This window comes from Bacillus sp. LM 4-2 (assembly GCF_000978495.1).
Lineage (GTDB): Bacteria > Bacillota > Bacilli > Bacillales > Bacillaceae > Bacillus > Bacillus subtilis.
Genome location: NZ_CP011101.1, coordinates 1 through 26,286, shown reverse-complemented (window position 1 = coordinate 26,286; position 26,286 = coordinate 1). Strand labels below are relative to the sequence as shown.

Below are 26,286 nucleotides of genomic sequence, written 5' to 3'. Positions count from 1 at the left end.
TGATTGATTTACCGTGCACCTTCTGTCGATTCGCTACCCTAAGCGTTACTTAAGCAGTTAGCTCGGCCCAGGCAACCCTGCGGCACATGAGAGGTTTCACTTAATGCTGCTTCCTTCCGGACCTGACATGGTTCATGAATTCCCATTGCGCAGGACCCAAACGTCAACACCACTTACTTAAGGCAGGCCTTAAAGTAAACGAACCTCGAGAAGGGATTCGGCCCTGCTAGAGCGGATTGCAGGTACAGGGCACCGCTACCTCCCCGCTTAGCACGGCAAAATAAATATCAAATTTTAAGTTGCATCTATTACGATGCACACTTAAGTATATCTGTTTCCCCTAAAAATTGCAACCGTACTATTCAGACAAGTTTTTCCTGGCAGCTTTCTTCTTTTTTCTTAGTTCTCTGAAAAACGCACTGAGCATTCCGCCGCATTCTTCCTCAAGTACACCGCTCACCACTTCAGCCTGATGATTAAAGCGTTCCTCCTGGAGAAGGTTCATTAGCGTGCCTGAACAGCCGCCTTTCGGATCAAATGCGCCAAAAACCACTTTTTCCACTCGAGAAAGTACGACTGCACCAGCACACATTGGACAAGGCTCAAGCGTCACATAAAGAGTCGCACCTTCCAGCCGCCATGTTCCGAGTGCCTTACACGCTTCATCAATTACAAGCATTTCTGCATGGGCAATAGATCGCTGTTCAGTCTCTCTTAAATTATGCGCACGCGCTATAATTTCACCATTAATGACAAGCACCGCACCTATTGGCACTTCACCTTTCTCTTCAGCCTTTTTCGCTTCTTTAATTGCTTCTTTCATATAAAGTTCATCTTGTGTCATAAGGATAAGCTCTCTTTTCAAAGTTTTTTCATTGCCTAAAAAGGCTACATATTAACTATAACTGAAACGGAAAGGAGACTGTCGATTGTCCAAAGCAGATAAAGCCCTTCTCATTGTAGACATGATCAATAATTTTGAATTCGATATGGGGGAAACCCTCGCTAAAAAAACAGAAAAAATCGTTCCTCATATTTTATCATTAAAGGAGCACGCGAGACAAAATGAATGGCCGATTATTTACATCAATGATCATTATGGACTTTGGCAAGCTGACATTAAAAACATACAGCAAGAATGCACAAATGAAAGAAGCAAGGATATCATCACAAAGATAGCTCCGGTAGATGCTGATTATTTTTTAATCAAACCGAAACATTCCGCTTTCTACGAAACAGCACTTCACACCCTTCTTACTGAGTTGCAGGTGAGACATATTATCATAACAGGTATAGCCGGCAATATATGCGTGCTGTTTACCGCTAATGACGCTTATATGAGGGAATACAGCATCACGATTCCTAAGGACTGTATCGCGTCAAACAGTGACGAAGATAACGAATTCGCCTTAACCATGATGGAGAATGTTCTTTTCGCAGAAATTACGACGGAAGAACAAATTATAGAAAAATAAACATGATCAGCGCTTTTCTTTCATACATTGATAGCGATATGAAAGGAGGCGTTTTTCATTCAAATTTATGTGGTAAAACAAGGCGACACTCTTTCTGCTATCGCTTCACAATACAGAACAACCACAAATGACATCACTGAAACGAATGAAATACCGAATCCCGACAGCCTTGTTGTCGGACAAACCATTGTCATTCCAATAGCTGGCCAGTTCTATGATGTGAAGCGAGGTGATACCCTGACATCCATCGCCCGGCAGTTCAATACAACAGCAGCCGAGCTCGCAAGGGTTAACCGCATCCAGTTAAATACCGTGCTTCAGATTGGTTTCCGTTTATACATCCCTCCAGCTCCTAAACGAGACATCGAATCAAATGCTTATTTGGAGCCCCGAGGAAATCAAGTCAGCGAAAATCTCCAGCAGGCGGCCAGAGAAGCGTCGCCCTACTTAACTTACCTTGGCGCATTCAGCTTCCAGGCACAGCGGAACGGAACCTTAGTCGCACCGCCTTTAACGAATTTAAGGAGCATTACAGAAAGTCAAAATACAACATTGATGATGATTATAACGAACCTAGAAAACCAGGCATTCAGCGATGAACTTGGCCGGATCCTTTTGAACGACGAAACTGTAAAAAGACGGCTTCTAAATGAAATAGTCGAGAATGCCAGAAGATATGGCTTCCGTGACATTCATTTCGACTTTGAATATTTGCGGCCCCAGGATAGAGAGGCCTATAATCAATTCCTCCGCGAAGCAAGGGATCTTTTCCATCGAGAGGGCTTAGAAATTTCTACGGCTCTTGCTCCTAAAACAAGTGCAACACAGCAGGGCAGGTGGTATGAAGCTCATGATTACAGGGCACATGGCGAAATTGTCGACTTTGTTGTTCTCATGACATATGAATGGGGCTATAGCGGCGGACCGCCTCAAGCGGTTTCTCCAATTGGACCTGTCCGTGATGTCATAGAATATGCTTTGACTGAAATGCCTGCGAACAAAATTGTCATGGGCCAGAATTTATATGGATATGACTGGACGCTGCCATATACAGCAGGGGGAACTCCAGCAAGAGCAGTAAGCCCTCAGCAAGCCATTGTCATAGCTGATCAGAACAATGCTTCCATTCAGTATGACCAAACCGCTCAAGCTCCTTTCTTCCGCTATACTGATGCAGAAAACAGAAGGCACGAGGTATGGTTCGAGGATGCCCGCTCGATTCAAGCAAAATTCAATCTGATTAAAGAGCTGAATTTAAGAGGCATCAGCTATTGGAAGCTGGGTCTTTCCTTTCCACAAAACTGGCTGCTGCTGTCTGATCAATTTAATGTTGTCAAAAAGACGTTTCGATAATTTGGAAACGTCTTTTTTTCATGGGGGCACCCAAGGGTTGTGATACAATATGAAGGTCGGTAACTGACGCACGTTTTTCAGATATAAGGAGGATTCCGATGAATACAGCCCCTTTTATTGCAATAGAAGGTCCTATCGGGGCAGGAAAAACAACTCTCGCAACGATGCTCTCACAAAAATTCGGATTCCCTATGATCAATGAGATTGTAGAGGATAACCCGTACCTTGATAAGTTTTATGACAATATAAAGGAATGGAGCTTCCAGCTCGAGATGTTTTTTCTTTGTCACAGATACAAACAGCTTGAAGACACCAGTGATCACTTTTTAAAAAAGGGACAGCCTGTAATAGCTGATTATCATATTTATAAAAATGTGATTTTTGCGGAACGAACCTTGTCTCCACATCAGCTGGAAAAATACAAAAAGATATATCACCTGCTAACGGATGATCTGCCAAAGCCGAATTTCATCATTTACATAAAGGCCAGTCTGCCTACATTGCTACACCGCATTGAAAAACGCGGGCGCCCCTTTGAGAAAAAAATTGAAACTAGCTATTTGGAGCAGCTGATTTCAGATTATGAAGTCGCCATCAAGCAGCTGCAGGAAGCAGACCCTGAACTTACAGTGTTAACCGTAGATGGTGATTCAAAGGATTTCGTTTTGAATAAGAGCGACTTTGAACGCATTGCCGCCCATGTAAAGGAGCTTATCGTATGAAGGAACATCATATCCCTAAGAATTCAATTATTACAGTAGCAGGAACAGTAGGTGTCGGAAAATCGACTTTAACAAAAACTTTAGCTAAACGGCTTGGATTTAAAACATCGTTGGAGGAAGTCGATCATAATCCATATTTGGAAAAGTTCTATCATGATTTTGAACGTTGGAGCTTTCACCTTCAAATTTACTTCTTAGCTGAACGCTTCAAAGAACAGAAAACAATTTTTGAAGCCGGCGGAGGTTTTGTACAGGATCGTTCGATTTATGAAGATACAGGAATTTTCGCAAAAATGCATGCTGATAAAGGGACAATGTCAAAGGTTGATTATAAGACTTACACAAGCCTTTTCGAAGCAATGGTAATGACACCGTATTTCCCACATCCAGATGTGTTGATCTATTTAGAAGGAGATCTGGAGAACATTTTAAACCGGATTGAACAACGCGGCCGTGAGATGGAGCTTCAGACAAGCCGGTCTTATTGGGAAGAAATGCATACACGCTACGAGAACTGGATAAGCGGTTTTAATGCCTGCCCTGTTTTAAAACTTCGCATTGAAGATTATGATCTTCTGAACGACGAAAACTCGATTGAAAATATTGTAGATCAAATTGCTTCAGTTATTCATGATAATCAAAAAAAGTGAATCTCAGTCGAGATTCACTTTTTCTTTAAAATAAAAAATCCGCCGCACCGAATGCAACGGACAAAACAATCTCCAATATATGCTTGTGTTTCATTAGAATTAAAATCAATATGGCGGAGGAAGAGGGATTCGAACCCCCGCGGGCTTTGACACCCCTGTCGGTTTTCAAGACCGATCCCTTCAGCCGGACTTGGGTATTCCTCCGTATCGACAAGACTTACTATATCACGTATGTTCTCGTGTGGTCAAGCATTTTTAAAAACTTTTTTTGTTTTTATGAAAATGCCGTGTTTACATAAGCAAAAAGGCGCACCTTGTCAGGCACGCCTTTCCATAATTTACGGTTTCATTACTTCTCTATTCCCCATATAAGGACGAAGCACTTTCGGAATCACAACGCTTCCGTCTTCCTGCTGATAATTTTCTAAGATAGCAGCAACTGTTCTTCCAACCGCCAGTCCTGAACCGTTCAGTGTGTGTACATGCTCAGGCTTGCCTTTCGCTTCACGTCTGAAACGAATATTCGCACGTCTCGCCTGGAACGCTTCGAAGTTGCTGCAAGAAGAGATTTCTCGATATGTGTCTTGGCTTGGAATCCAAACTTCGATATCGTATTTTTTCGCAGCCGTAAAGCCTAAGTCACCCGTACACATGCTCATGACACGGTATGGAAGCTCAAGCAGCTGAAGAACCCGTTCTGCTTGGTTTGTAAGTTTCTCTAATTCTTCATAAGAATCTTCAGGCTTCACAAACTTTACAAGCTCAACTTTATTAAATTGGTGCTGACGAATTAATCCGCGTGTGTCACGTCCTGCTGAACCAGCTTCAGAACGGAAGCAAGCACTGAATGCCGCATAGTTGATCGGCAGGCTGTCACCTGAAAGGATTTCATCGCGATGCATGTTTGTAATCGGCACTTCCGCCGTTGGAATTAAGAAATAATCTTCTTCTCTGATTTTAAATGCATCCTCTTCAAATTTAGGAAGCTGCCCCGTTCCCGTCATGCTTGCGCGGTTTACCATATATGGCGGGATCACTTCAGTGTAGTTATACTCATCCACATGCAGATCAAGCATAAAGTTATAAAGCGCACGCTCCAGACGAGCACCTAAGCCTTTATAGAACACGAAACGGCTTCCTGTTACTTTGGCAGCACGTTCAAAATCCAGAATACCCAGCTCATCCGCAATATCCCAGTGCGGCTTCGGCTCATAAGCAAATGAAGGCTTTTCACCCCATTTACGCACTTCTACGTTGTCGTCTTCTGTTTCACCGACAGGTACAGACTCATGCGGAATATTCGGGATTGAGAGAAGGATTGTATCAAGCTCAGCTTCCACTGTTCGCAATTCTTCATCAAGCTTTTTAATTTCCTCGCCGACTTCACGCATTTCTTTAATAATGTGATCCGCGTCTTTTTTCTCACGCTTCAGCACAGCAACCTGCTGAGAAACTTCATTTCGTTTTCCTTTTAACTCTTCAACCTTGCCGATAAGCTCTCTTCGTCTATCATCCAGCGCCTCAAACTTATCAAAATCAGTTAAGTCTTCGCCTTTGTGTACAAGCTTTGCTTTAATTTCTTGAAAATTTGCTCTCAGCATTTTCGTATCAAGCATGCGAAACACTCCTTTTTTTATTGATTTATCGAAAATAAAAAGAGCCCTCATCCCCATAAAGGGACGAGAGCTCTCGCGTTGCCACCCTGATTGAAAACAAATCAAAGACTCGTTTTCCACTTTCAAACATAACGGTTATCCCGTAAATGCCTACTTGCTTCAGCATTTCGCTCAAGGATGGATTCAGACAGCATCTTTCACCGATTCGCACCAACCATCGGCTCTCTTAGAAAGAGAGGCTCCCTACTAGTTCCTATCAACGCTTTTCGATCTTTATTTGTGCTTATAATGTACTATAAGTTTCCACAGCTTTCAACTGTTTTATACAAGTGCCTTTTGCTTGTATTCCTCAACCATTTCAACAAACAGCTTTGTCACTCGGTGATCTTCTGTCAGCTCCGGATGGAATGAGCAGCCAAGGAATTGCCCCTGTTTCGCGGCTACAATACGACCATTATGCTCCGATAGAACTTCAACATTTTCACCAGCTTCTAAAATATGCGGAGCACGGATGAATACCCCTGTAAAAGGCTCGTCCAAGCCTTTAATTGTTAAATCAGCTTCAAAGCTGTCAACCTGCCGGCCAAATGAATTACGTTCTACAACCACATTCAGAAGACCTAAATGAGGATTATCTGAACCGGCAATTTCTTTTGCTAATATAATTAATCCGGCACATGTTCCAAACATCGGTTTGCCCTGAGCAGCGAATTCACGAAGCGGCTCCATGAATTGATACGTATCGATCAAACGGCGCATCGTCGTGCTCTCACCGCCCGGCAAAATCAACCCGTCAACTTCGTTCAGCTGCTCCGGACGTTTTACGACAAGACCAGCCGCGCCGCATGCTTCAATCGCATGGATGTGCTCTCTAACTGCTCCTTGAAGTCCTAGTACACCTATTGTTAACATGTCAGCAGCGCTCCTATGTTCTTACCAGCCGCGTTCTTGCATACGCTGTTCTGGAAGTAAGTTTGAGATTTCAATCCCTTTCATTGCAGTACCAAGCTCTTTTGACAACTCAGCGATCAATTTGTAATCAGTAAAGTGAGTTGTTGCTTCCACAATTGCTTTCGCGAATTTAGCAGGGTTGTCTGATTTGAAAATACCAGAACCAACAAATACTCCGTCAGCACCAAGCTGCATCATGAGAGCAGCATCAGCTGGAGTTGCTACGCCGCCAGCGGCAAAGTTAACGACAGGAAGCTTGCCGTCTTTTTTAATTTGAAGAAGAAGCTCGTAAGGAGCACCTAGATTTTTCGCTTCTGTCATTAGTTCATCCTCACTCATCGCAACTACTTTGCGCACTTGAGCGTTAACTTTACGCATATGGCGAACAGCCTCAACAATATTACCTGTTCCAGGCTCACCTTTTGTGCGAAGCATAGAAGCACCTTCCGCAATACGGCGTGTTGCTTCACCAAGATCACGGCAGCCACAGACAAAAGGAACTGTGTATTCATTTTTATTTAAATGAAATTCTTCGTCAGCCGGCGTCAGAACTTCACTTTCATCAATATAGTCAACACCCATAGCTTCAAGCACACGCGCTTCAACAATATGTCCGATACGCGCTTTTGCCATTACCGGGATAGATACTGCATTCATTACTTCTTCCACGATTGTAGGGTCAGCCATACGGGCAACTCCTCCAGCCGCGCGAATATCTGCTGGCACACGTTCTAGCGCCATTACAGCGACAGCTCCAGCTTCTTCAGCGATTTTCGCTTGTTCCGCATTGATGACGTCCATGATGACGCCGCCTTTTTGCATTTCTGCCATTCCGCGTTTTACACGTTCAGTACCTGTTTGAGCCATTTCTTGGTCCCCCTAATCAAGGTATAGTTATATGATTTCTAATCCTTATTGTATCCTAGAAATCCAATAATTCATATGGATATATACTATTTTATTCGGTTTTTAGCGCTTTGAAAATCATTTTTTATTAAAAATTGGGTTTTTTCAGTATATTACGCGAAAGAGCCCTAACATCCATCAGAGCTCTTTCAATTGATTAAAACCAGCCGGTTACCGTATCAACAATGCTTCCCCAAATTCCGGCAAAAAATCCGCCGATACTGCGCATTGTCAAAACAAACCAGTTTGCTTTTTCTACATTTTCTTTTGTAACAAGGTCTACGCCAGCCAGATCGCTGTTAATGAATCCGTAATCCTTTTCATCACCTGTGTATTCCGCAGTCAGCTTCCCAACCTTGGTTCCTTTTTTCACAGGAGCAGTTAAGTTGTCTTTATTCAGTGTGACCTTCGCTTTGTAATTCTTTTCTTCACCATTTTTGACAGGAAGAGAGAACGCCTTGTTTGTCACAATGCCTACTTCTTTCTCTTTACCCTTATCAACTGAAATTGTTTTATGGCCTTTTACTTGATCGCCTTCAGCATAAATTTCTTTCATGGAGAAATTGTCGAAAGCATAATCAAACATTTTCTTCGTTTCATCGAAACGGCCTGTATGAAGGTTGCCCTTTGCGTTCAAAACAACAGTGATGACACGCATACCGTTGCGTTCAGCTGTTCCTGTAAAGCATGAACCCGCAGAGTCAGTAGAACCTGTTTTCAGTCCGTCTACAGTCGCTTTTTTATACTCGCTGACAAGCCCCTTCAGCATAAAATTCCAGTTCGGCATGTCCATTTCATCATCGGTGCCTTCTCTGAATTTCGTTTTGGCGATACTGGAAGTCTCCAGTATCTCAGGGTAATCAGTAATCAAGTGATCCGCAAGAATCGCCATATCCTTTGCAGAAACTTCACTTTCTTCATTTACGCTTGTCCCCTCAGGCTGATGCCCGTGAAGATCTTTGTTTTCAAGACCTGTTGCGTTAACAAATTTGTAATCTGTTAAGCCTAGTTCTTTTGCTTTTGCATTCATTTTTTCAACAAACTTAGTTTCAGAACCGGCAACGATTTCTGCAATCGCAATAGCAGCAGCATTTGCAGAATAAATTGCTGTAGCTTGATATAATTCTTTTACTGTGTATTTCCCGTCTTTCCGAAGAGGAACGTTTGATAAGCTGTTATCTTGGGAAATTTCATACACATAGTCATCAGGCGTATAGGTTTGGTCCCATTTCACTTTACCTTGATCAATTGCTTCCAATAACAGATACTCTGTCATCATTTTTGTCATACTCGCAATTGGCAGTCTCTTATCTGCATTTTTACTGTAAAGAATTTTACCTGAAGAAGCTTCGATCATAATAGCAGCAGATGCATTGATATCAATTGGATCGCTGGCTGCTTTTGCTTTTGACATTGGAGCCAGACACGTGACAGCTAGAGTTAACACAACCAATGACATCAGTAGCTGTTTACATTTCTTGATGTTCAATCGTACGACCTCCGTATTTCATTTTCTTCATCTATAATTAAGCCGTTAAGGACATTTTCAATGCACAACAGTATAAATTTTATCATAATCAGTATAAAAAAAATAGACAGAGTCAGAGACCCTGTCAAATGTTTTTAATTTGTAACAATTTATTATGAAATTGTATAGTTAGGTGATTCTTTTGTAATCTGTACGTCATGCGGATGGCTTTCGCGAAGTCCTGCGCCAGTCATGCGAATGAACTGAGCTTCTTCTCTTAGCGCACGCAGATCTTTGGACCCGCAATACCCCATACCAGAACGAAGGCCTCCGACTAGCTGATAAACGGTTTCTTCAACTGGTCCTTTGTAAGGTGTGCGTCCTTCAATTCCTTCAGGAACAAATTTTTTGTTTTCTTCTTGGAAGTAACGGTCTTTACTTCCTTTTTCCATTGCAGCAACTGATCCCATGCCGCGGTATACCTTAAATCTTCTGCCTTGGTAGATTTCAGTTTCACCAGGGCTTTCTGATGTGCCTGCAAGCAAGCTTCCGAGCATAACAGCATGTCCGCCGGCTGCCAATGCTTTAGTGATATCGCCAGAGAATTTAATCCCACCATCGGCTATGATTGTTTTGCCGTGTTTTCTTGCTTCAGTCGCACAATCATAAATTGCTGTAATTTGCGGAACACCGACGCCGGCTACAACACGTGTAGTACAAATTGAACCAGGTCCTATTCCAACTTTGACAACGTCTGCTCCAGCTTCGATAAGCGCTCTTGTCGCTTCAGCTGTTGCCACGTTTCCAGCAATAATGTTTAATTCGGGATACGTTTCACGGATTTTTGTGACTGTGTTTAAAACGCCTTGAGAGTGTCCGTGAGCTGTATCGATAACAATCACATCAACATTGGCTTCAACAAGCTTTTTGACGCGAGTCATTGTATCGCCAGTTACACCAACTGCCGCGCCAACGATCAGGCGGCCGTGAATGTCTTTAGATGAGTTCGGGAACTCAATGACTTTTTCAATGTCTTTAATTGTGATAAGACCTTTTAATTTATTCTGGTCATCTACGAGAGGAAGCTTTTCAATTTTATGTTTCTGCAAAATCTTTTCAGCTTCATCCAGAGTAGTTCCTACAGATGCAGTAACTAGCTCTTCTTTCGTCATGACGTCGCTGATTTTCATTGAGTAGTCAGAAATAAAACGAAGGTCACGGTTTGTAATAATTCCAACAAGCTTCTGGTCTTCTTCATTATTTACAATCGGAACACCGGAAATTCTGTATTTCCCCATCAAATGCTCCGCATCAAATACTTGGTGATCAGGAGTTAAAAAGAAGGGATTTGTGATAACGCCGCGCTCAGAACGCTTTACTTTATCAACTTGTTCAGCCTGCTGTTCAATGGACATATTTTTGTGAATAATGCCCAAGCCGCCCTGTCTTGCCATTGCAATTGCCATTGCTGATTCTGTTACAGTGTCCATACCTGCGCTGATGACAGGAATATTTAGCTTTAACGTTTTTGTAAGTTCTACAGATAAATCCACATCACGCGGAAGTACCTCAGACTTTGCTGGTACAAGCAGCACATCGTCGAACGTTAAGCCTTCTTTTGAAAATTTACTTTCCCACATTAGTAAATCCCCCTCTTTTCGGCAAAATATTATATGTAGATTATCAACTAGCCAAGAGCATGTCAAGGAAGCGGGAAAGAGTTGAAATATTTAGATAACGGAAAGGATTAAGAAATATACATGACATATCATGAGTGGAAAGACTTAGCGCTATTTTACTCCGTTGAATCAACCCAGAAATTTCTAGAAAAGGTTTATATCTTAAACGGTATTGACGATGCGAAAAAAAACTCTTTTAAAAACAGTGAACGGTTTATTTATTTCTTAAAGCATGCCGAATCGTTTTATAAACAAGCCGCATATTCTCCCTTAGAAATCAAACCGATTCTTTTATTTTATGGAATGGCACAGCTTATCAAAGCATGCTTAATTACACGTGATCCTCATTATCCAAGCCATACATCAGTACTGGCGCATGGCGTAACAACAAGAAAACGAAAGAAACAAAATTATTGTTTTAGCGACGATGAAGTGAAAATACAACGGAATGGCCTATGCGTACATTTTATGAAACATTTATTCGGACAATCGGATATAGTAGATGAACGGTATACCATGAAAAAATTATTAATGGCCATTCCAGAACTTAGCGATATTTTCTACTTTCAGCAGAAAGAACGATTTATGACAAAAGTTGAGAAGGATAAGAACGAAATTTTTGTACCGGAGGAAGTAGTAATCAATTACAAAATGTCTGATTCAAGGTTTGCTGAATACATGTCCCATCATTATCAATGGTCTTTTACAAAAAAAAATGAACACGGGCTGCTGTTCGAAATTTCACCACAAGACAAGGAGCCATGGACATCGACCAGCTTATTGTTTGACATGGAAAAGAACCAATATTATATCCCTTCTCAAAGGGAGCAATTTCTGAGGCTTCCCGAAATGACAATTCATTATTTGATTTTGTACAACGTTGGGATGATTGCAAGGTATGAAACAGAATGGTGGTATGAGTTATTAACACAGCATATAAGTGATGACTACGTGTTAATTCAGCAGTTTTTATTAGTATCAGAAAAGAAATTCCCTAAATACGCTTCACAGTTTCTTCTTCATTTTTAACAAACAAAAAACCCAGCTCAATGAGCTGGGTTTAAACTTGCTTGGCGGCGTCCTACTCTCACAGGGGGAAACCCCCGACTACCATCGGCGCTGAAGAGCTTAACTTCCGTGTTCGGTATGGGAACGGGTGTGACCTCTTCGCTATCGCCACCAAACAAATTGAGAGTGTTCTCTCAAAACTAGATAACAGGTGTGACATCATTCAAAAATATGGTTAAGTCCTCGATCGATTAGTATCTGTCAGCTCCATGTGTCGCCACACTTCCACCTCAGACCTATCAACCTGATCATCTTTCAGGGATCTTACTTCCTTGCGGAATGGGAAATCTCATCTTGAGGGGGGCTTCATGCTTAGATGCTTTCAGCACTTATCCCGTCCGCACATAGCTACCCAGCGATGCCCTTGGCAGAACAACTGGTACACCAGCGGTGCGTCCATCCCGGTCCTCTCGTACTAAGGACAGCTCCTCTCAAATTTCCTGCGCCCGCGACGGATAGGGACCGAACTGTCTCACGACGTTCTGAACCCAGCTCGCGTACCGCTTTAATGGGCGAACAGCCCAACCCTTGGGACCGACTACAGCCCCAGGATGCGATGAGCCGACATCGAGGTGCCAAACCTCCCCGTCGATGTGGACTCTTGGGGGAGATAAGCCTGTTATCCCCGGGGTAGCTTTTATCCGTTGAGCGATGGCCCTTCCATGCGGAACCACCGGATCACTAAGCCCGACTTTCGTCCCTGCTCGACTTGTAGGTCTCGCAGTCAAGCTCCCTTGTGCCTTTACACTCTGCGAATGATTTCCAACCATTCTGAGGGAACCTTTGGGCGCCTCCGTTACCTTTTAGGAGGCGACCGCCCCAGTCAAACTGCCCACCTGACACTGTCTCCCCGCCCGATAAGGGCGGCGGGTTAGAAGGTCAATACAGCCAGGGTAGTATCCCACCGATGCCTCCACCGAAGCTGGCGCTCCGGTTTCCAAGGCTCCTACCTATCCTGTACAAGCTGTACCAACATTCAATATCAGGCTGCAGTAAAGCTCCACGGGGTCTTTCCGTCCTGTCGCGGGTAACCTGCATCTTCACAGGTACTATAATTTCACCGAGTCTCTCGTTGAGACAGTGCCCAGATCGTTGCGCCTTTCGTGCGGGTCGGAACTTACCCGACAAGGAATTTCGCTACCTTAGGACCGTTATAGTTACGGCCGCCGTTTACTGGGGCTTCAATTCGCACCTTCGCTTACGCTAAGCGCTCCTCTTAACCTTCCAGCACCGGGCAGGCGTCAGCCCCTATACTTCGCCTTACGGCTTCGCAGAGACCTGTGTTTTTGCTAAACAGTCGCCTGGGCCTATTCACTGCGGCTCTCTCGGGCTTGCACCCTAACAGAGCACCCCTTCTCCCGAAGTTACGGGGTCATTTTGCCGAGTTCCTTAACGAGAGTTCTCTCGATCACCTTAGGATTCTCTCCTCGCCTACCTGTGTCGGTTTGCGGTACGGGCACCTCTCACCTCGCTAGAGGCTTTTCTTGGCAGTGTGGAATCAGGAACTTCGCTACTATATTTCGCTCGCCATCACAGCTCAGCCTTATGGGAAACGGATTTGCCTATTTCCCAGCCTAACTGCTTGGACGCGGATATCCAATACCGCGCTTACCCTATCCTCCTGCGTCCCCCCATTGCTCAAATGGTGAGGAGGTGGTACAGGAATATCAACCTGTTGTCCATCGCCTACGCCTTTCGGCCTCGGCTTAGGTCCCGACTAACCCTGAGCGGACGAGCCTTCCTCAGGAAACCTTAGGCATTCGGTGGAGGGGATTCTCACCCCTCTTTCGCTACTCATACCGGCATTCTCACTTCTAAGCGCTCCACCAGTCCTTTCGGTCTGGCTTCACAGCCCTTAGAACGCTCTCCTACCACTGTTCGAAGAACAGTCCGCAGCTTCGGTGATACGTTTAGCCCCGGTACATTTTCGGCGCAGAGTCACTCGACCAGTGAGCTATTACGCACTCTTTAAATGGTGGCTGCTTCTAAGCCAACATCCTGGTTGTCTAAGCAACTCCACATCCTTTTCCACTTAACGTATACTTTGGGACCTTAGCTGGCGGTCTGGGCTGTTTCCCTTTCGACTACGGATCTTATCACTCGCAGTCTGACTCCCAAGGATAAGTCATTGGCATTCGGAGTTTGACTGAATTCGGTAACCCGGTAGGGGCCCCTAGTCCAATCAGTGCTCTACCTCCAAGACTCTTACCTTGAGGCTAGCCCTAAAGCTATTTCGGAGAGAACCAGCTATCTCCAGGTTCGATTGGCATTTCACCCCTACCCACACCTCATCCCCGCACTTTTCAACGTGCGTGGGTTCGGGCCTCCATTCAGTGTTACCTGAACTTCACCCTGGACATGGGTAGATCACCTGGTTTCGGGTCTACGACCACGTACTCATGCGCCCTATTCAGACTCGCTTTCGCTGCGGCTCCGCATCTTCTGCTTAACCTTGCACGGGATCGTAACTCGCCGGTTCATTCTACAAAAGGCACGCCATCACCCGTTAACGGGCTCTGACTACTTGTAGGCACACGGTTTCAGGATCTCTTTCACTCCCCTTCCGGGGTGCTTTTCACCTTTCCCTCACGGTACTGGTTCACTATCGGTCACTAGGGAGTATTTAGCCTTGGGAGATGGTCCTCCCGGATTCCGACGGAATTTCACGTGTTCCGCCGTACTCAGGATCCACTCAGGAGAGAACGAAGTTTTGACTACAGGGCTGTTACCTCCTATGGCGGGCCTTTCCAGACCTCTTCATCTACCTCGTTCCTTTGTAACTCCGTACAGAGTGTCCTACAACCCCAAGAGGCAAGCCTCTTGGTTTGGGCTAATCCCGTTTCGCTCGCCGCTACTCAGGGAATCGCATTTGCTTTCTCTTCCTCCGGGTACTTAGATGTTTCAGTTCCCCGGGTCTGCCTTCTCATATCCTATGAATTCAGATATGGATACCACTCCATTACGAGTGGTGGGTTTCCCCATTCGGAAATCTCCGGATCAAAGCTTGCTTACAGCTCCCCGAAGCATATCGGTGTTCGTCCCGTCCTTCATCGGCTCCTAGTGCCAAGGCATCCACCGTGCGCCCTTTCTAACTTAACCGTTAAAAAGAATCACTATGTGATATCTTGTATTACTAATTGAATGTGATGTCTACTGTTATCTAGTTTTCAAAGAACACGTTGGTGGAGCCTAGCGGGATCGAACCGCTGACCTCCTGCGTGCAAAGCAGGCGCTCTCCCAGCTGAGCTAAGGCCCCGTTATATAAGATGGTGGGCCTGAGTGGACTCGAACCACCGACCTCACGCTTATCAGGCGTGCGCTCTAACCAGCTGAGCTACAGGCCCATCTTAACTTATTCAAGGAACAAAGTTCCTTCAAAACTAAACAAGACAGGGAACGTTCTGTTTATAAGACCCAAGGTCTTATATTCCGTATAATATCCTTAGAAAGGAGGTGATCCAGCCGCACCTTCCGATACGGCTACCTTGTTACGACTTCACCCCAATCATCTGTCCCACCTTCGGCGGCTGGCTCCTAAAAGGTTACCTCACCGACTTCGGGTGTTACAAACTCTCGTGGTGTGACGGGCGGTGTGTACAAGGCCCGGGAACGTATTCACCGCGGCATGCTGATCCGCGATTACTAGCGATTCCAGCTTCACGCAGTCGAGTTGCAGACTGCGATCCGAACTGAGAACAGATTTGTGGGATTGGCTTAACCTCGCGGTTTCGCTGCCCTTTGTTCTGTCCATTGTAGCACGTGTGTAGCCCAGGTCATAAGGGGCATGATGATTTGACGTCATCCCCACCTTCCTCCGGTTTGTCACCGGCAGTCACCTTAGAGTGCCCAACTGAATGCTGGCAACTAAGATCAAGGGTTGCGCTCGTTGCGGGACTTAACCCAACATCTCACGACACGAGCTGACGACAACCATGCACCACCTGTCACTCTGCCCCCGAAGGGGACGTCCTATCTCTAGGATTGTCAGAGGATGTCAAGACCTGGTAAGGTTCTTCGCGTTGCTTCGAATTAAACCACATGCTCCACCGCTTGTGCGGGCCCCCGTCAATTCCTTTGAGTTTCAGTCTTGCGACCGTACTCCCCAGGCGGAGTGCTTAATGCGTTAGCTGCAGCACTAAGGGGCGGAAACCCCCTAACACTTAGCACTCATCGTTTACGGCGTGGACTACCAGGGTATCTAATCCTGTTCGCTCCCCACGCTTTCGCTCCTCAGCGTCAGTTACAGACCAGAGAGTCGCCTTCGCCACTGGTGTTCCTCCACATCTCTACGCATTTCACCGCTACACGTGGAATTCCACTCTCCTCTTCTGCACTCAAGTTCCCCAGTTTCCAATGACCCTCCCCGGTTGAGCCGGGGGCTTTCACATCAGACTTAAGAAACCGCCTGCGAGCCCTTTACGCCCAATAATTCCGGACAACGCTTGCCACCTACGTATTACCGCGGCTGCTGGCACGTAGTTAGCCGTGGCTTTCTGGTTAGGTACCGTCAAGGTACCGCCCTATTCGAACGGTACTTGTTCTTCCCTAACAACAGAGCTTTACGATCCGAAAACCTTCATCACTCACGCGGCGTTGCTCCGTCAGACTTTCGTCCATTGCGGAAGATTCCCTACTGCTGCCTCCCGTAGGAGTCTGGGCCGTGTCTCAGTCCCAGTGTGGCCGATCACCCTCTCAGGTCGGCTACGCATCGTCGCCTTGGTGAGCCGTTACCTCACCAACTAGCTAATGCGCCGCGGGTCCATCTGTAAGTGGTAGCCGAAGCCACCTTTTATGTTTGAACCATGCGGTTCAAACAACCATCCGGTATTAGCCCCGGTTTCCCGGAGTTATCCCAGTCTTACAGGCAGGTTACCCACGTGTTACTCACCCGTCCGCCGCTAACATCAGGGAGCAAGCTCCCATCTGTCCGCTCGACTTGCATGTATTAGGCACGCCGCCAGCGTTCGTCCTGAGCCAGGATCAAACTCTCCGATAAATGGATCACAGGTTAAGTTCACCGCATCCTGCGGCGACACCTGTGTGACCTGCGTCGTGCAGGCCCTAGTTTGACTGACTACGCACATCGCTGTGCGATTTATAAAAATGAATTAACAGGTACGTTTTGTCTTGTTTAGTTTTCAAAGAACTTTGTGTGCTTCTCTCAAAGCGACTACTTAATAGTAACATTTTTAGTTAACTAGGTCAATACTTTTTTGAAAAAGTTTTTACTAGTCATAATGGTCATGCTTGTGTCTTTAAAAAGACAACAGAAATGATTATACCATAATTTTTATGACTGTAAAGGGTTATGACACAAAAAAGCGCAGCTATTTCAGCTGCGCTTTTTCTCACACTTCTTCTTGTTCTTCTTCATTCTCATCTTCTTCGTTTTTCTCTACTAAAGCTACTGTAGCAACATGCTCTTCTTCTGCCATTCTGATGAGACGCACACCTTGAGTGACACGTCCGGTGATGGAGATATCATTGATGTCCATTCTGATGAGTACGCCGCTAGCTGTAATAATCATTAGATCCTCTTCACCTTTAGTAGCTTTCACTGCTACTAGTTGACCGTTGTTCTCGGTGATTTTCGCTGTTTTGAGTCCTTTTCCGCCCCGGCTTTGGGTTCTGTACTCTTCAGCCGGAGTTCGTTTTCCGTACCCTTTTTCAGTTACGATAAGGACGTGTGATTCTTCCTCTAAAATTTCCATGCCGACAACAACGTCGTCATCCGTCAGGGTGATGCCTTTTACGCCCGCCGCAGTTCTTCCCATCTCCCGGACATCTGTTTCAGGGAAACGGATCAGTAAACCGTTTTTCGTTCCAATGATGATTTGTTTTGTGCCGTCAGTCAGACGTACACCCATCAGTTCATCATCTTCACGAAGACCCAGAGCGATTAGACCATTGTTGCGGATATTAGCGAATTGAGATAGCGATGTTCGTTTTGAAACCCCATGCTTTGTAGTGAAGAAAAGGTAAAGCTCCGCATTGAATTCCGTGACTGGAATAATCGCGTTGATCCACTCACCCTTTTCTACCTCCAGCAGGTTAATAATCGGGATTCCTTTTGCCGTTCTGCCGTATTCAGGGATTTCATACCCTTTTGCACGATACACTTTCCCCTTGTTCGAGAAGAAGAGAATCGTGTCATGAGTTGACGTAGAGATCAAATGTTCAACGAAATCATCTTCGTTTGTTCCCATACCTTGTACACCTTTTCCGCCCCGTTTTTGACTGCGGTAAGTTGATGCAGGAAGACGTTTGACGTATCCGTTGTGCGTCAGAGTAACTACGATATTTTCTCTCTCGATGAGATCTTCATCTTCAATTGTCTCCAGTCCGGAAGTGACGATCTCAGTACGTCTTTCATCGTTAAAACGCTCTTTGATTTCCGTGAGTTCTTCACGAATGATCTCAAGCACTTTATATTCATTTGCCAAGATGTCTTTTAGCTCTGCAATTAATTTAACAAGAGATTGGTATTCTTCTTCTATCTTTTCACGTTCCAGTCCCGTTAAACGCTGGAGCCTCATATCAAGGATCGCTTGTGCTTGCTTCTCTGTCAGTGAGAATTGTTCAATTAAACCTGTTCTCGCAATTTCAGCCGTTTGAGAATTACGGATAAGGGAGATAACTGCATCGAGATGATCCAGTGCAACTCTCAATCCTTCCAGGATATGAGCTCTCGCTTCCGCTTTACGCAATTCATAAGCAGTACGGCGTCTAATGACAACTTTTTGATGGTCGAGGTAATGCTCTAGGCATTGCTTAAGAGTTAAAACTTTCGGCTGGCCATCAACAAGTGCAAGCAGGTTGATGCCAAAAGATGTTTGTAGAGCAGTTTGTTTGTACAGATTGTTTAAGATGACATTTGCATTGGCGTCGCGTCTGATTTCAATGACAATTCTCATACCTGTACGATCTGACTCATCACGCAGATCTGTGATACCCTCTATCTTTTTGTCCCTTACGAGATCGGCAATTTTCTCAATTAATTTCGCCTTATTTACTTGGTAAGGTAACTCTGTAACGATAATTCTTTCTTTACCCGAAGATGTTTGTTCGATCTCAGCTTTTGCCCGGATCGTGATAGAGCCTCGGCCTGATTCGTATGCTTTCCGGATACCGCTGCGTCCCAAGATTTGACCCGCGGTCGGGAAATCAGGCCCTGGAATGACTTCCATAAGCTCTGGAATTGTAATGTCCGGATTCTCACTGACAGCAAGTACACCGTCAATGATTTCTCCCAGCTGGTGCGGAGGAATGTTTGTTGCCATACCTACCGCAATGCCGGCAGCACCGTTCACGAGCAGATTCGGGAACCTTGAAGGCATAACGACAGGTTCTCTTTCTGACCCGTCATAGTTATCCTGGTAATCGATTGTGTCTTTTGTGATGTCACGAAGAATCTCCATTGAGATTTTAGACATTCTTGCTTCTGTATAACGCATGGCCGCCGCTGAGTCTCCGTCAACAGAACCGAAGTTTCCGTGACCGTCAACGAGCATATAACGGTAGTTGAAATCCTGAGCCATTCTGACCATGGATTCATATACCGCTGAATCACCGTGCGGGTGGTATTTCCCGATAACTTCTCCAACGATACGCGCGGATTTTTTATAAGGCTTGTCACTTGTCATGCCTAAATCATTCATTGCATACAAAATCCGTCTATGAACCGGTTTTAAACCGTCTCGAACATCTGGAAGAGCACGGGACACGATAACGCTCATTGCATAATCCAAGAAGGACGTACGCATTTCCTGACTGATATTTATTTCACGAACTTGTGGTGTGTTTTGTTCACTCATTAAAAAACCTCCCTGAAGTATCACATGAAATATGTGGGAGTAGATTGTCCATTATGACCTTCAATACGATTTCACTATTCTCCATTATATCAATAAACTTATGATTATACACATTAAATTGCTAGAATATATAGGTATTGCAAGCATTGCTGCATCTGATCTTGTTCAGAAAAAAGCCTTATTTCTTATTGGAAATAAGGCTTTTTATGATTAGATGTCAAGATTTTTAACGTATCTCGCATTCGCTTCTATGAAGTTTCGGCGCGGTTCTACCTTGTCGCCCATAAGCATTTCAAAAGTCTCGTCCGCATCCATTGCATCTTCAAGAGTTACCTGAAGAAGTGTTCTGGAACTAGGATCCATGGTTGTCTCCCATAGCTGGGTGGCATTCATTTCACCAAGACCTTTGTAACGCTGCAGTCCAGGCTTAGGCGTTTGAGGAAGAGTTTTTAACAGCTCTTCAAGCTCCTTGTCATTGTACGCATATTCAACGCGTTTCCCCTGTTGAACCTTGTAGAGCGGCGGCTGCGCAATGTACACGTAGCCATTTTCGATAATTTGGCGCATATATCTGTAAAAGAACGTTAACAGAAGTGTTCTGATGTGCGCGCCGTCAACATCGGCATCTGTCATAATGACAACTTTGTGGTAACGGGCTTTCTCAAGGTTGAAGTCTTCCCCAATACCTGTGCCGAGCGCTGTGATCATAGAGCGAACTTCGTTGTTAGAAAGGATTTTATCCAGTCTGGCCTTTTCAACGTTTAGGATTTTACCTCTAAGCGGCAAAATGGCTTGGAAATGTCTGTCGCGTCCTTGTTTAGCAGATCCTCCGGCAGAGTCACCCTCTACGATATATAACTCGGAGATGCTCGGATCTTTTGAAGAGCAGTCCGCTAACTTACCGGGCAGGTTTGAAATTTCCAAAGCACTCTTACGACGTGTTAGTTCACGGGCTTTTTTCGCAGCCATTCTTGCTCTTGCCGCCATTAAGCCTTTATCGACAATTTTTTTGGCTGCATCTGGATTTTCCAGCATAAATGTTTCCATCGCCGTAGAAAATAACGTATCGGTGATCGTCCGTGCTTCTGAGTTGCCCAGCTTTGTTTTCGTTTGGCCCTCAAACTGCGGATCAGGGTGTTTGATTGAAATAATCGCTGTCAGCCCTTCCCTTACGTCATCTCCGCTTAGGTTTGGATCATTTTCTTTAATAAGCCCTTTTTTTCTGGCGTAATCGTTGATAACACGAGTCAGGCCCGTTTTGAAGCCAGCTTCATGGGTACCGCCTTCGTACGTGTTAATGTTGTTTGTAAACGAGTAAATGTTGCTTGTGTAGCTGTCATTGTATTGCAAAGCCACTTCAACCGTAATGCCGTCCTTTTCGCCTTCAATGTAAATCGGCTCTTCATGGACAACCTCTTTAGAGCGGTTTAAATACTCTACATAACTTTTAATTCCGCCTTCGTAATGGTATTCATTTTTGCGCTCTTGTCCTTCACGTTTATCCTCAATCGTGATGTTTACGCCCTTTGTTAAAAAGGCTAATTCACGTACGCGGTTGGCAAGCAGATCATAATCATACTCGGTTGTTTCTGAGAAAATTTCAGGGTCCGGGACAAAATGTGTCGTCGTTCCTGTATGATCCGTTTCGCCAATGATTTCAAGGTCTGTAACCGGAACTCCGCGTTTATAAGTTTGGCGGTGAATTTTACCGTCACGGTGAACCGTCACATCAAGCTCTGTTGATAGTGCGTTTACGACAGACGCACCTACACCGTGTAATCCTCCGGATACTTTATAGCCGCTTCCGTCAAATTTTCCTCCGGCATGAAGTACCGTCATAATGACTTCTACCGCAGGACGGCCCATTTTTTCATGAATACCGACTGGAATACCGCGGCCATTATCTACAACCGTGATACTGTTGTCTTTTTCGATTTGGATATTGATATCCGTACAATAACCGGCGAGGGCTTCGTCAATACTATTGTCGACAATTTCCCATACCAGGTGGTGAAGGCCTTTGCTGTTTGTCGAACCGATATACATCCCCGGTCTTTTACGAACAGCTTCCAATCCTTCTAGTACCTGTATCTGATTTTCATCATAACTGTTTTGCTGCTGTTCCATAGCCACGTCATTCACCTACACTTTTCTAAACGATATATTCGTGATAAAAAATTTCTAAGAATCTATTTCAAACATAAATTGCGCACGTTTTTTTAATGTGCTGGAAGATAAGGGAGAGTAATATATATTCTGAACCGTGACTACGATAGATTTGGGCGTGCCGTTTACGGAAGGCACCACCTTGTGTTTCTGTTTTTTCAGAAATTCTTCAACAATAGGCGACATGTTGGCTTTAAAGTCAAAAATGCCGACAATATCTCGTGTTGAAACCACAAAGTCATCACCTAAATGAATATACAATTGCTCACCTCATTTCTTCACTTCACTAACGCACCATTTTGCACACGGAACATTCCTGCTTGACGTAAGGTTTCGTGATCAATGCCATCAACGCTTGTCGTTGTGACAAACGTTTGTACACGGCCTTGGATCGTATGAAGCAAGTGTGACTGGCGATAATCATCCAGTTCACTCAGTACATCATCCAATAGTAAAATGGGATATTCTCCGATTTCTTCATGGATCAGGTCAATCTCCGCCAGCTTAAGGGACAACGCCGTCGTTCGCTGCTGTCCTTGAGAACCATACGTCTGCACATCGCGTCCGTTCACATAGAAAAGAACATCATCGCGATGAGGCCCTGACAGCGTCACACCACGCTCAATTTCTTTTTCTCTTAATTTAGAAAACGCTTCTTGATAGCTATCTCCTATTTTCGACAAATCTAGGGGATCTGATACATCAAGAGCTGTATGGTATTTCAGGGTCAGTTCTTCAAGCCCTCTTGAGATGCCTGCATGGATGGGCTGCGCCCATTTCTCGAGCTGTGCTGTAAACTGCAGGCGTTTTACGACGACTTTTGCTGCAACTTCTACAAGCTGATCGGTCAGAACATCGAGCATCGTCCGGTCAGTTTGTTTTCTTGTTTGCAGCTGTTTCAAAAAATGATTCCGCTGGGAAAGGATTTTCTGGTAAAGAGAAAGATCATGAAGGTAGACGGGAGAAACCTGTCCGATTTCCATGTCAAGAAACCGCCTTCTCACTTGAGGGCTTCCCTTTACAAGATTTAAATCTTCCGGCGCGAACATAATGGTGTTGAGGGCCCCGACATACTGGCTGAGCTTTTGCTGTTCAATATGATTGACCTTGCCCTTTTTACCCTTTTTGGAGATGACGAGCTGCATCGGGATTGCCCCGTTTTGCTTCATCACTCTTCCCTCTATTTTAGCATAGTCTTTGTCCCACCGTATAAGTTCTTTGTCATTTGATGTCCGGTGCGATTTCGCCATGGACAAGACATAGATCGCCTCCATGAGGTTTGTCTTCCCCTGGGCGTTTTCTCCGATGATCACATTTACTTTATTTTCAAATTGAAGTTCAGCATGGTCGTAGTTGCGGTAAGATGTCAGTTCTAAGTTCTGGATATACAATCAGTGTCACCCGCTTTAATTGACGACTTGAAATGAACCAAATCCTTCAATCTCTACCACATCTCCAACATACAGTTTTCTGCCCCGGCGGTTGTCCGGCTCATCGTTCACAAGCACTTCATGCTCGCTTAAAAACCACTTCGCCATACCGCCAGACTGAATCACATCGGCTAATTTTAAAAATTGTCCGAGTGTAATCATCTCTGTATCAATTGAAATCGGATTTGCCATTATATCGACCTCTTTCAAATATCACTAATATCTAATTGTACTAAAAAAAAACGAATTAGGGAAAGGGAAAACTTGTCGGAGCAGATACCGAATAGAAAAGCTGCCGACAAGTCGGCAGCAGTGTATCGGATTAATAGGTTCTGACAGGAAGGATAAGCTGTACAATCGTTTCATCATTCGGCGTGCGAATTAAGAAAGGTCTCATTGCGCCTGTAAAGCTTACGCGTATTTCTGCTCCTTCAAGCACCTTTAGTGCATCCAGCATATATTTTGGACTAAAAGAGATATTTAATTCCTCACCTTCAATTTGATCCGCAACAATTGCTTCCACAACTTTACCGATTTCCGGCGAGTTGGAGGAAATTTCAATGGATTCAGCCGGTTTTGCGGACAGTTTTACAACGTTGTTGCGTCCCTCTCTAGCTAAAAGAGATGCACGATCAATGGCCTGAAGGAATTCTTTTGTGTTCACAATGATTTCTGTTTTGCTGTCTTGCGGAATCAGGCTGGTTGTGTCTGGATAATTCCCGTCCAGAAGCCGTGAGAAGAATAAGACGTTTTTCGCTTTAAACAGAACTTGGGTTTCTGTGATGACGATATCTACAAGTTCCTGGTTGTCATCTAAAATCTTGCTGAGTTCAGTTAAACTTTTTCCTGGAATCACGACGTTATAAGATCTGTCTTCTGGAATATCAAGTTTTGCCTTTCTTAATGCAAGACGGTGGCTATCCGTTGCAGTGCATAATAATTCACTTTGCTCCACTTTCCAGTTTACACCTGTCAAGATAGGGCGTGTTTCTGAGGTGGACACTGCAAATACTGTTTGTCTGATTAGATTTTTTAACAAATCAGTTGGGATCTGAATCGCATGATGCTCTTCAATCTGCGGCAAGTGCGGATATTCATCAGCATCCAGTCCGTTTAGATTAAATTCAGCTTTACCAGAACGGATAATCGTCAAATACTGATTTTGGACTTCAATTTCTACAGTTGCCATCGGCAATTTTTTTACAATTTCACTAAAAAAGCGAGCCTGTAAAACGATGCTTCCGGGCTGTTCAATAGTGACAATTTCTTTATCTCCTTCTTCTTTTGGAATGAAGGATTCAATAGAAATATCTGAGTCACTCCCTGTAAAGGATACTCCATCATCTGATGCAACAATTTTAATACCAGTCAGAATGGGAATCGTGGTTCTGGATGAAACTGCTTTTAATACATCTTGGACACTTTCAACAAGACGATCTTTTTGAATCGTGAATTTCATTTTTATCCTCCTAACGGATAATGTATTAATATATATATTTATAAAAAATAGTAGAAGTAATAGTAGGGCCTGTGGATTTGTGGATAAGTTGTGAAAAAGACAGGAAACACAGCCTATCCACATGTGGACAGACTGTGTATGACTTCCGAAAAGTTATTCACACTTTCCCCGATTGATCCCCGGTCCTGCTATTTAAGCTGTTCTTTAATTTCTTTTACATGCTGCTGAAGCTGTTCATCATCTGCCAGCAGTTTTGAAATTTTTTCATGCGCATGAATAACGGTCGTATGATCACGTCCTCCAAACTCTTCACCGATTTTAGGAAGAGAGGAATCAGTCATTTCCCTTGATAAGTACATGGCGATTTGACGCGGAAAAGCTACTGACTTTGTCCGTTTTTTTGCTTTGAAATCCTCGAGTTTAATATTAAATTGCTGGCCTACTATCCTCTGAATTTCCTTTATCGTAATGACTTTCGGTTTTGAGGAAGGAATAATATCTTTCAACGCCTCAGCGGCTAGATCAGCATTAATATCTTTATTAATTAAAGATGAATAAGCGACAACTCTGATTAATGCTCCTTCGAGTTCCCGAATATTGCTGTCGATTTGATTCGCGATGTAAAGCATAACCTCGTTCGGAATATCGAGGCCTTCTGCTTTGGCTTTTTTTCTTAAAATCGCAATTCTCGTTTCTAGATCAGGCGGTGTGATATCTGTAATAAGTCCCCATTCAAAACGTGAGCGCAATCTGTCCTCAAGTGTCGGAATTTCCTTTGGCGGTCGATCACTTGAAATGACGATTTGTTTGCTTTCTTCGTGCAATGTGTTAAATGTATGGAAAAATTCTTCCTGGGTTTGTTCTTTCCCCGCTAAAAATTGAATATCATCTATCAAAAGCACATCAACATTTCGATAGCGATTGCGGAAGTCGACGGCTTTATTATCTCGGATAGAGTTGATGAATTCGTTTGTAAATTTCTCAGAAGACAGATAAACCACTTTGGCAGAAGGATTATGATCTATTACATAATGGCCGATCGCATGCATTAAGTGCGTTTTCCCTAAGCCGACGCCCCCATAGATAAATAAAGGGTTGTAAGCTTTCGCGGGTGCTTCCGCTACTGCGAGGGAAGCAGCGTGTGCAAATCGGTTTCCAGATCCGATGACAAAAGTATCAAAAGTATATTTTGGATTGAGCATATTTTGAGGAAAATCAGATGTATCTTCTTTGACCGCTTTTTTGACTTGCGGTTTCGGCATAAAGTCCTCAACATCTTGATTTTGAGGAATGACAAACTTAATGCTCAATTCTTCCCCGGTTAATTCATATATAGTATCTGCAATCAGATGCAAGTATCTGGACTCCAGCCAGTCTCTGGCAAATTCATTGGGAGCCGTGATTGTTAATGTATCGCCTTGCAGTGAGTGGGCTTTGGTTGACTTCATCCAAGTCTCAAAACTCGGTTTGCTCAACTTTTTTTCGATTTGAGCAAGGGCTTGGTTCCACAGGTCTAATATATTTTCCAT

General features: G+C 44.2%; 18 protein-coding genes, 3 tRNA genes, 3 rRNA genes, 1 other RNA gene and 1 other annotated feature. Of the genes, 5 read left to right on the top strand and 20 right to left on the bottom strand.

Annotation, left to right across the window (positions count from 1 at the left end; translation table 11 throughout):
• Positions 1-11: 11 nt before the first annotated feature.
• Together ffs and tadA are read right to left on the bottom strand one after the other, a co-directional pair.
• Positions 12-276, bottom strand: an RNA gene (ffs, locus tag bslm_RS20265) — signal recognition particle sRNA large type.
• A gap of 82 nt (positions 277-358) precedes the next feature.
• A complete protein-coding gene (gene tadA, locus bslm_RS00120; RefSeq protein WP_003247140.1) occupies positions 359-844 on the bottom strand; it encodes a tRNA adenosine(34) deaminase TadA in 486 nt (161 codons plus the stop codon).
• Between the two features lie 85 nt (positions 845-929).
• On the opposite strand from tadA, the gene bslm_RS00115 reads away from it, so the two are divergent.
• The 4 genes from bslm_RS00115 to dck all read left to right on the top strand — a co-directional run bounded on the left by bslm_RS00115 (position 930) and on the right by dck (position 4,200).
• Positions 930-1,475 carry a cysteine hydrolase family protein gene (locus tag bslm_RS00115; RefSeq protein WP_003247139.1) on the top strand — a complete coding sequence of 182 codons (546 nt, stop codon included), beginning with the start codon at positions 930-932 and terminating at the stop codon, positions 1,473-1,475.
• Between the two features lie 69 nt (positions 1,476-1,544).
• The gene (locus bslm_RS00110; RefSeq protein WP_003247133.1) at positions 1,545-2,828 is read left to right on the top strand and encodes a glycoside hydrolase family 18 protein; all 1,284 of its coding nucleotides are present in this window, start codon (positions 1,545-1,547) and stop codon (positions 2,826-2,828) included.
• A 98-nt stretch (positions 2,829-2,926) separates the two neighbouring features.
• Positions 2,927-3,550 carry a deoxyguanosine kinase gene (gene dgk, locus bslm_RS00105; protein WP_003247138.1) on the top strand — a complete coding sequence of 208 codons (624 nt, stop codon included), beginning with the start codon at positions 2,927-2,929 and terminating at the stop codon, positions 3,548-3,550.
• Entirely contained in the window at positions 3,547-4,200 is a 654-nt protein-coding gene (dck, locus tag bslm_RS00100; RefSeq protein ID WP_003226792.1) for a deoxyadenosine/deoxycytidine kinase, read from the top strand. The genes dgk and dck overlap by 4 nt, the downstream gene beginning before the upstream one ends.
• Positions 4,201-4,311: 111 nt before the next feature.
• Here the strand turns inward: dck and bslm_RS00095 are convergent.
• From bslm_RS00095 to guaB, 6 genes are all read right to left on the bottom strand, one after another.
• Positions 4,312-4,404, bottom strand: a tRNA-Ser gene (locus bslm_RS00095).
• Positions 4,405-4,538: 134 nt separating this feature from the next.
• Positions 4,539-5,816, bottom strand: a complete 1,278-nt coding sequence (gene serS / locus bslm_RS00090) for a serine--tRNA ligase (RefSeq protein ID WP_003247131.1) — start codon at positions 5,814-5,816, stop codon at positions 4,539-4,541.
• A 56-nt stretch (positions 5,817-5,872) separates the two neighbouring features.
• Positions 5,873-6,085 (bottom strand) — a binding site (T-box leader).
• 52 nt (positions 6,086-6,137) lie between these two features.
• Positions 6,138-6,728: a pyridoxal 5'-phosphate synthase glutaminase subunit PdxT gene (pdxT, locus tag bslm_RS00085; RefSeq protein ID WP_029726364.1), complete on the bottom strand. Its 591-nt coding sequence runs from the start codon at positions 6,726-6,728 to the stop codon at positions 6,138-6,140.
• A 21-nt stretch (positions 6,729-6,749) separates the two neighbouring features.
• Positions 6,750-7,634, bottom strand: a complete 885-nt coding sequence (gene pdxS, locus bslm_RS00080) for a pyridoxal 5'-phosphate synthase lyase subunit PdxS (RefSeq protein ID WP_003247145.1) — start codon at positions 7,632-7,634, stop codon at positions 6,750-6,752.
• Positions 7,635-7,830: 196 nt separating this feature from the next.
• Complete coding sequence (gene dacA / locus bslm_RS00075) at positions 7,831-9,162, bottom strand: D-alanyl-D-alanine carboxypeptidase (RefSeq protein ID WP_032676922.1); 1,332 nt, start codon at positions 9,160-9,162, stop codon at positions 7,831-7,833.
• A 152-nt stretch (positions 9,163-9,314) separates the two neighbouring features.
• Complete coding sequence (gene guaB / locus bslm_RS00070) at positions 9,315-10,781, bottom strand: IMP dehydrogenase (protein ID WP_003226803.1); 1,467 nt, start codon at positions 10,779-10,781, stop codon at positions 9,315-9,317.
• Positions 10,782-10,901: 120 nt separating this feature from the next.
• On the opposite strand from guaB, the gene bslm_RS00065 reads away from it, so the two are divergent.
• On the top strand, positions 10,902-11,849 hold the full coding sequence (locus bslm_RS00065; RefSeq protein WP_029317163.1) for a YaaC family protein: 948 nt from the start codon (positions 10,902-10,904) through the stop codon (positions 11,847-11,849).
• A gap of 39 nt (positions 11,850-11,888) precedes the next feature.
• Here bslm_RS00065 and rrf read toward each other — a convergent pair.
• From rrf to dnaA, 12 genes are all read right to left on the bottom strand, one after another.
• A 5S ribosomal RNA gene (gene rrf, locus bslm_RS00060) occupies positions 11,889-12,004 on the bottom strand.
• Between the two features lie 55 nt (positions 12,005-12,059).
• A 23S ribosomal RNA gene (locus tag bslm_RS00055) occupies positions 12,060-14,987 on the bottom strand.
• A gap of 81 nt (positions 14,988-15,068) precedes the next feature.
• Positions 15,069-15,144, bottom strand: a tRNA-Ala gene (locus bslm_RS00050).
• Between the two features lie 11 nt (positions 15,145-15,155).
• Positions 15,156-15,232, bottom strand: a tRNA-Ile gene (locus bslm_RS00045).
• Positions 15,233-15,334: 102 nt separating this feature from the next.
• A 16S ribosomal RNA gene (locus bslm_RS00040) occupies positions 15,335-16,884 on the bottom strand.
• Together the 16S, 23S and 5S rRNA genes with 2 tRNA genes alongside form the textbook arrangement of a ribosomal RNA operon.
• A 352-nt stretch (positions 16,885-17,236) precedes the next feature.
• Entirely contained in the window at positions 17,237-19,702 is a 2,466-nt protein-coding gene (gene gyrA / locus bslm_RS00035; protein WP_014475555.1) for a DNA topoisomerase (ATP-hydrolyzing) subunit A, read from the bottom strand.
• A gap of 210 nt (positions 19,703-19,912) precedes the next feature.
• Positions 19,913-21,829 (bottom strand): DNA topoisomerase (ATP-hydrolyzing) subunit B, encoded by a 1,917-nt coding sequence (gene gyrB / locus bslm_RS00030; RefSeq protein ID WP_003226808.1) that lies wholly within the window; start codon positions 21,827-21,829, stop codon positions 19,913-19,915.
• A 54-nt stretch (positions 21,830-21,883) separates the two neighbouring features.
• Positions 21,884-22,129 carry an extracellular matrix regulator RemB gene (remB, locus tag bslm_RS00025; RefSeq protein WP_003219266.1) on the bottom strand — a complete coding sequence of 82 codons (246 nt, stop codon included), beginning with the start codon at positions 22,127-22,129 and terminating at the stop codon, positions 21,884-21,886.
• A 17-nt stretch (positions 22,130-22,146) separates the two neighbouring features.
• Positions 22,147-23,259 carry a DNA replication/repair protein RecF gene (gene recF, locus bslm_RS00020; protein ID WP_003243515.1) on the bottom strand — a complete coding sequence of 371 codons (1,113 nt, stop codon included), beginning with the start codon at positions 23,257-23,259 and terminating at the stop codon, positions 22,147-22,149.
• 15 nt (positions 23,260-23,274) lie between these two features.
• The gene (gene rlbA / locus bslm_RS00015; protein ID WP_003226810.1) at positions 23,275-23,490 is read right to left on the bottom strand and encodes a ribosome maturation protein RlbA; all 216 of its coding nucleotides are present in this window, start codon (positions 23,488-23,490) and stop codon (positions 23,275-23,277) included.
• A 130-nt stretch (positions 23,491-23,620) separates the two neighbouring features.
• On the bottom strand, positions 23,621-24,757 hold the full coding sequence (gene dnaN / locus bslm_RS00010; protein WP_003242509.1) for a DNA polymerase III subunit beta: 1,137 nt from the start codon (positions 24,755-24,757) through the stop codon (positions 23,621-23,623).
• A gap of 188 nt (positions 24,758-24,945) precedes the next feature.
• The gene (gene dnaA, locus bslm_RS00005) at positions 24,946-26,286 is read right to left on the bottom strand and encodes a chromosomal replication initiator protein DnaA (protein ID WP_046380710.1); all 1,341 of its coding nucleotides are present in this window, start codon (positions 26,284-26,286) and stop codon (positions 24,946-24,948) included.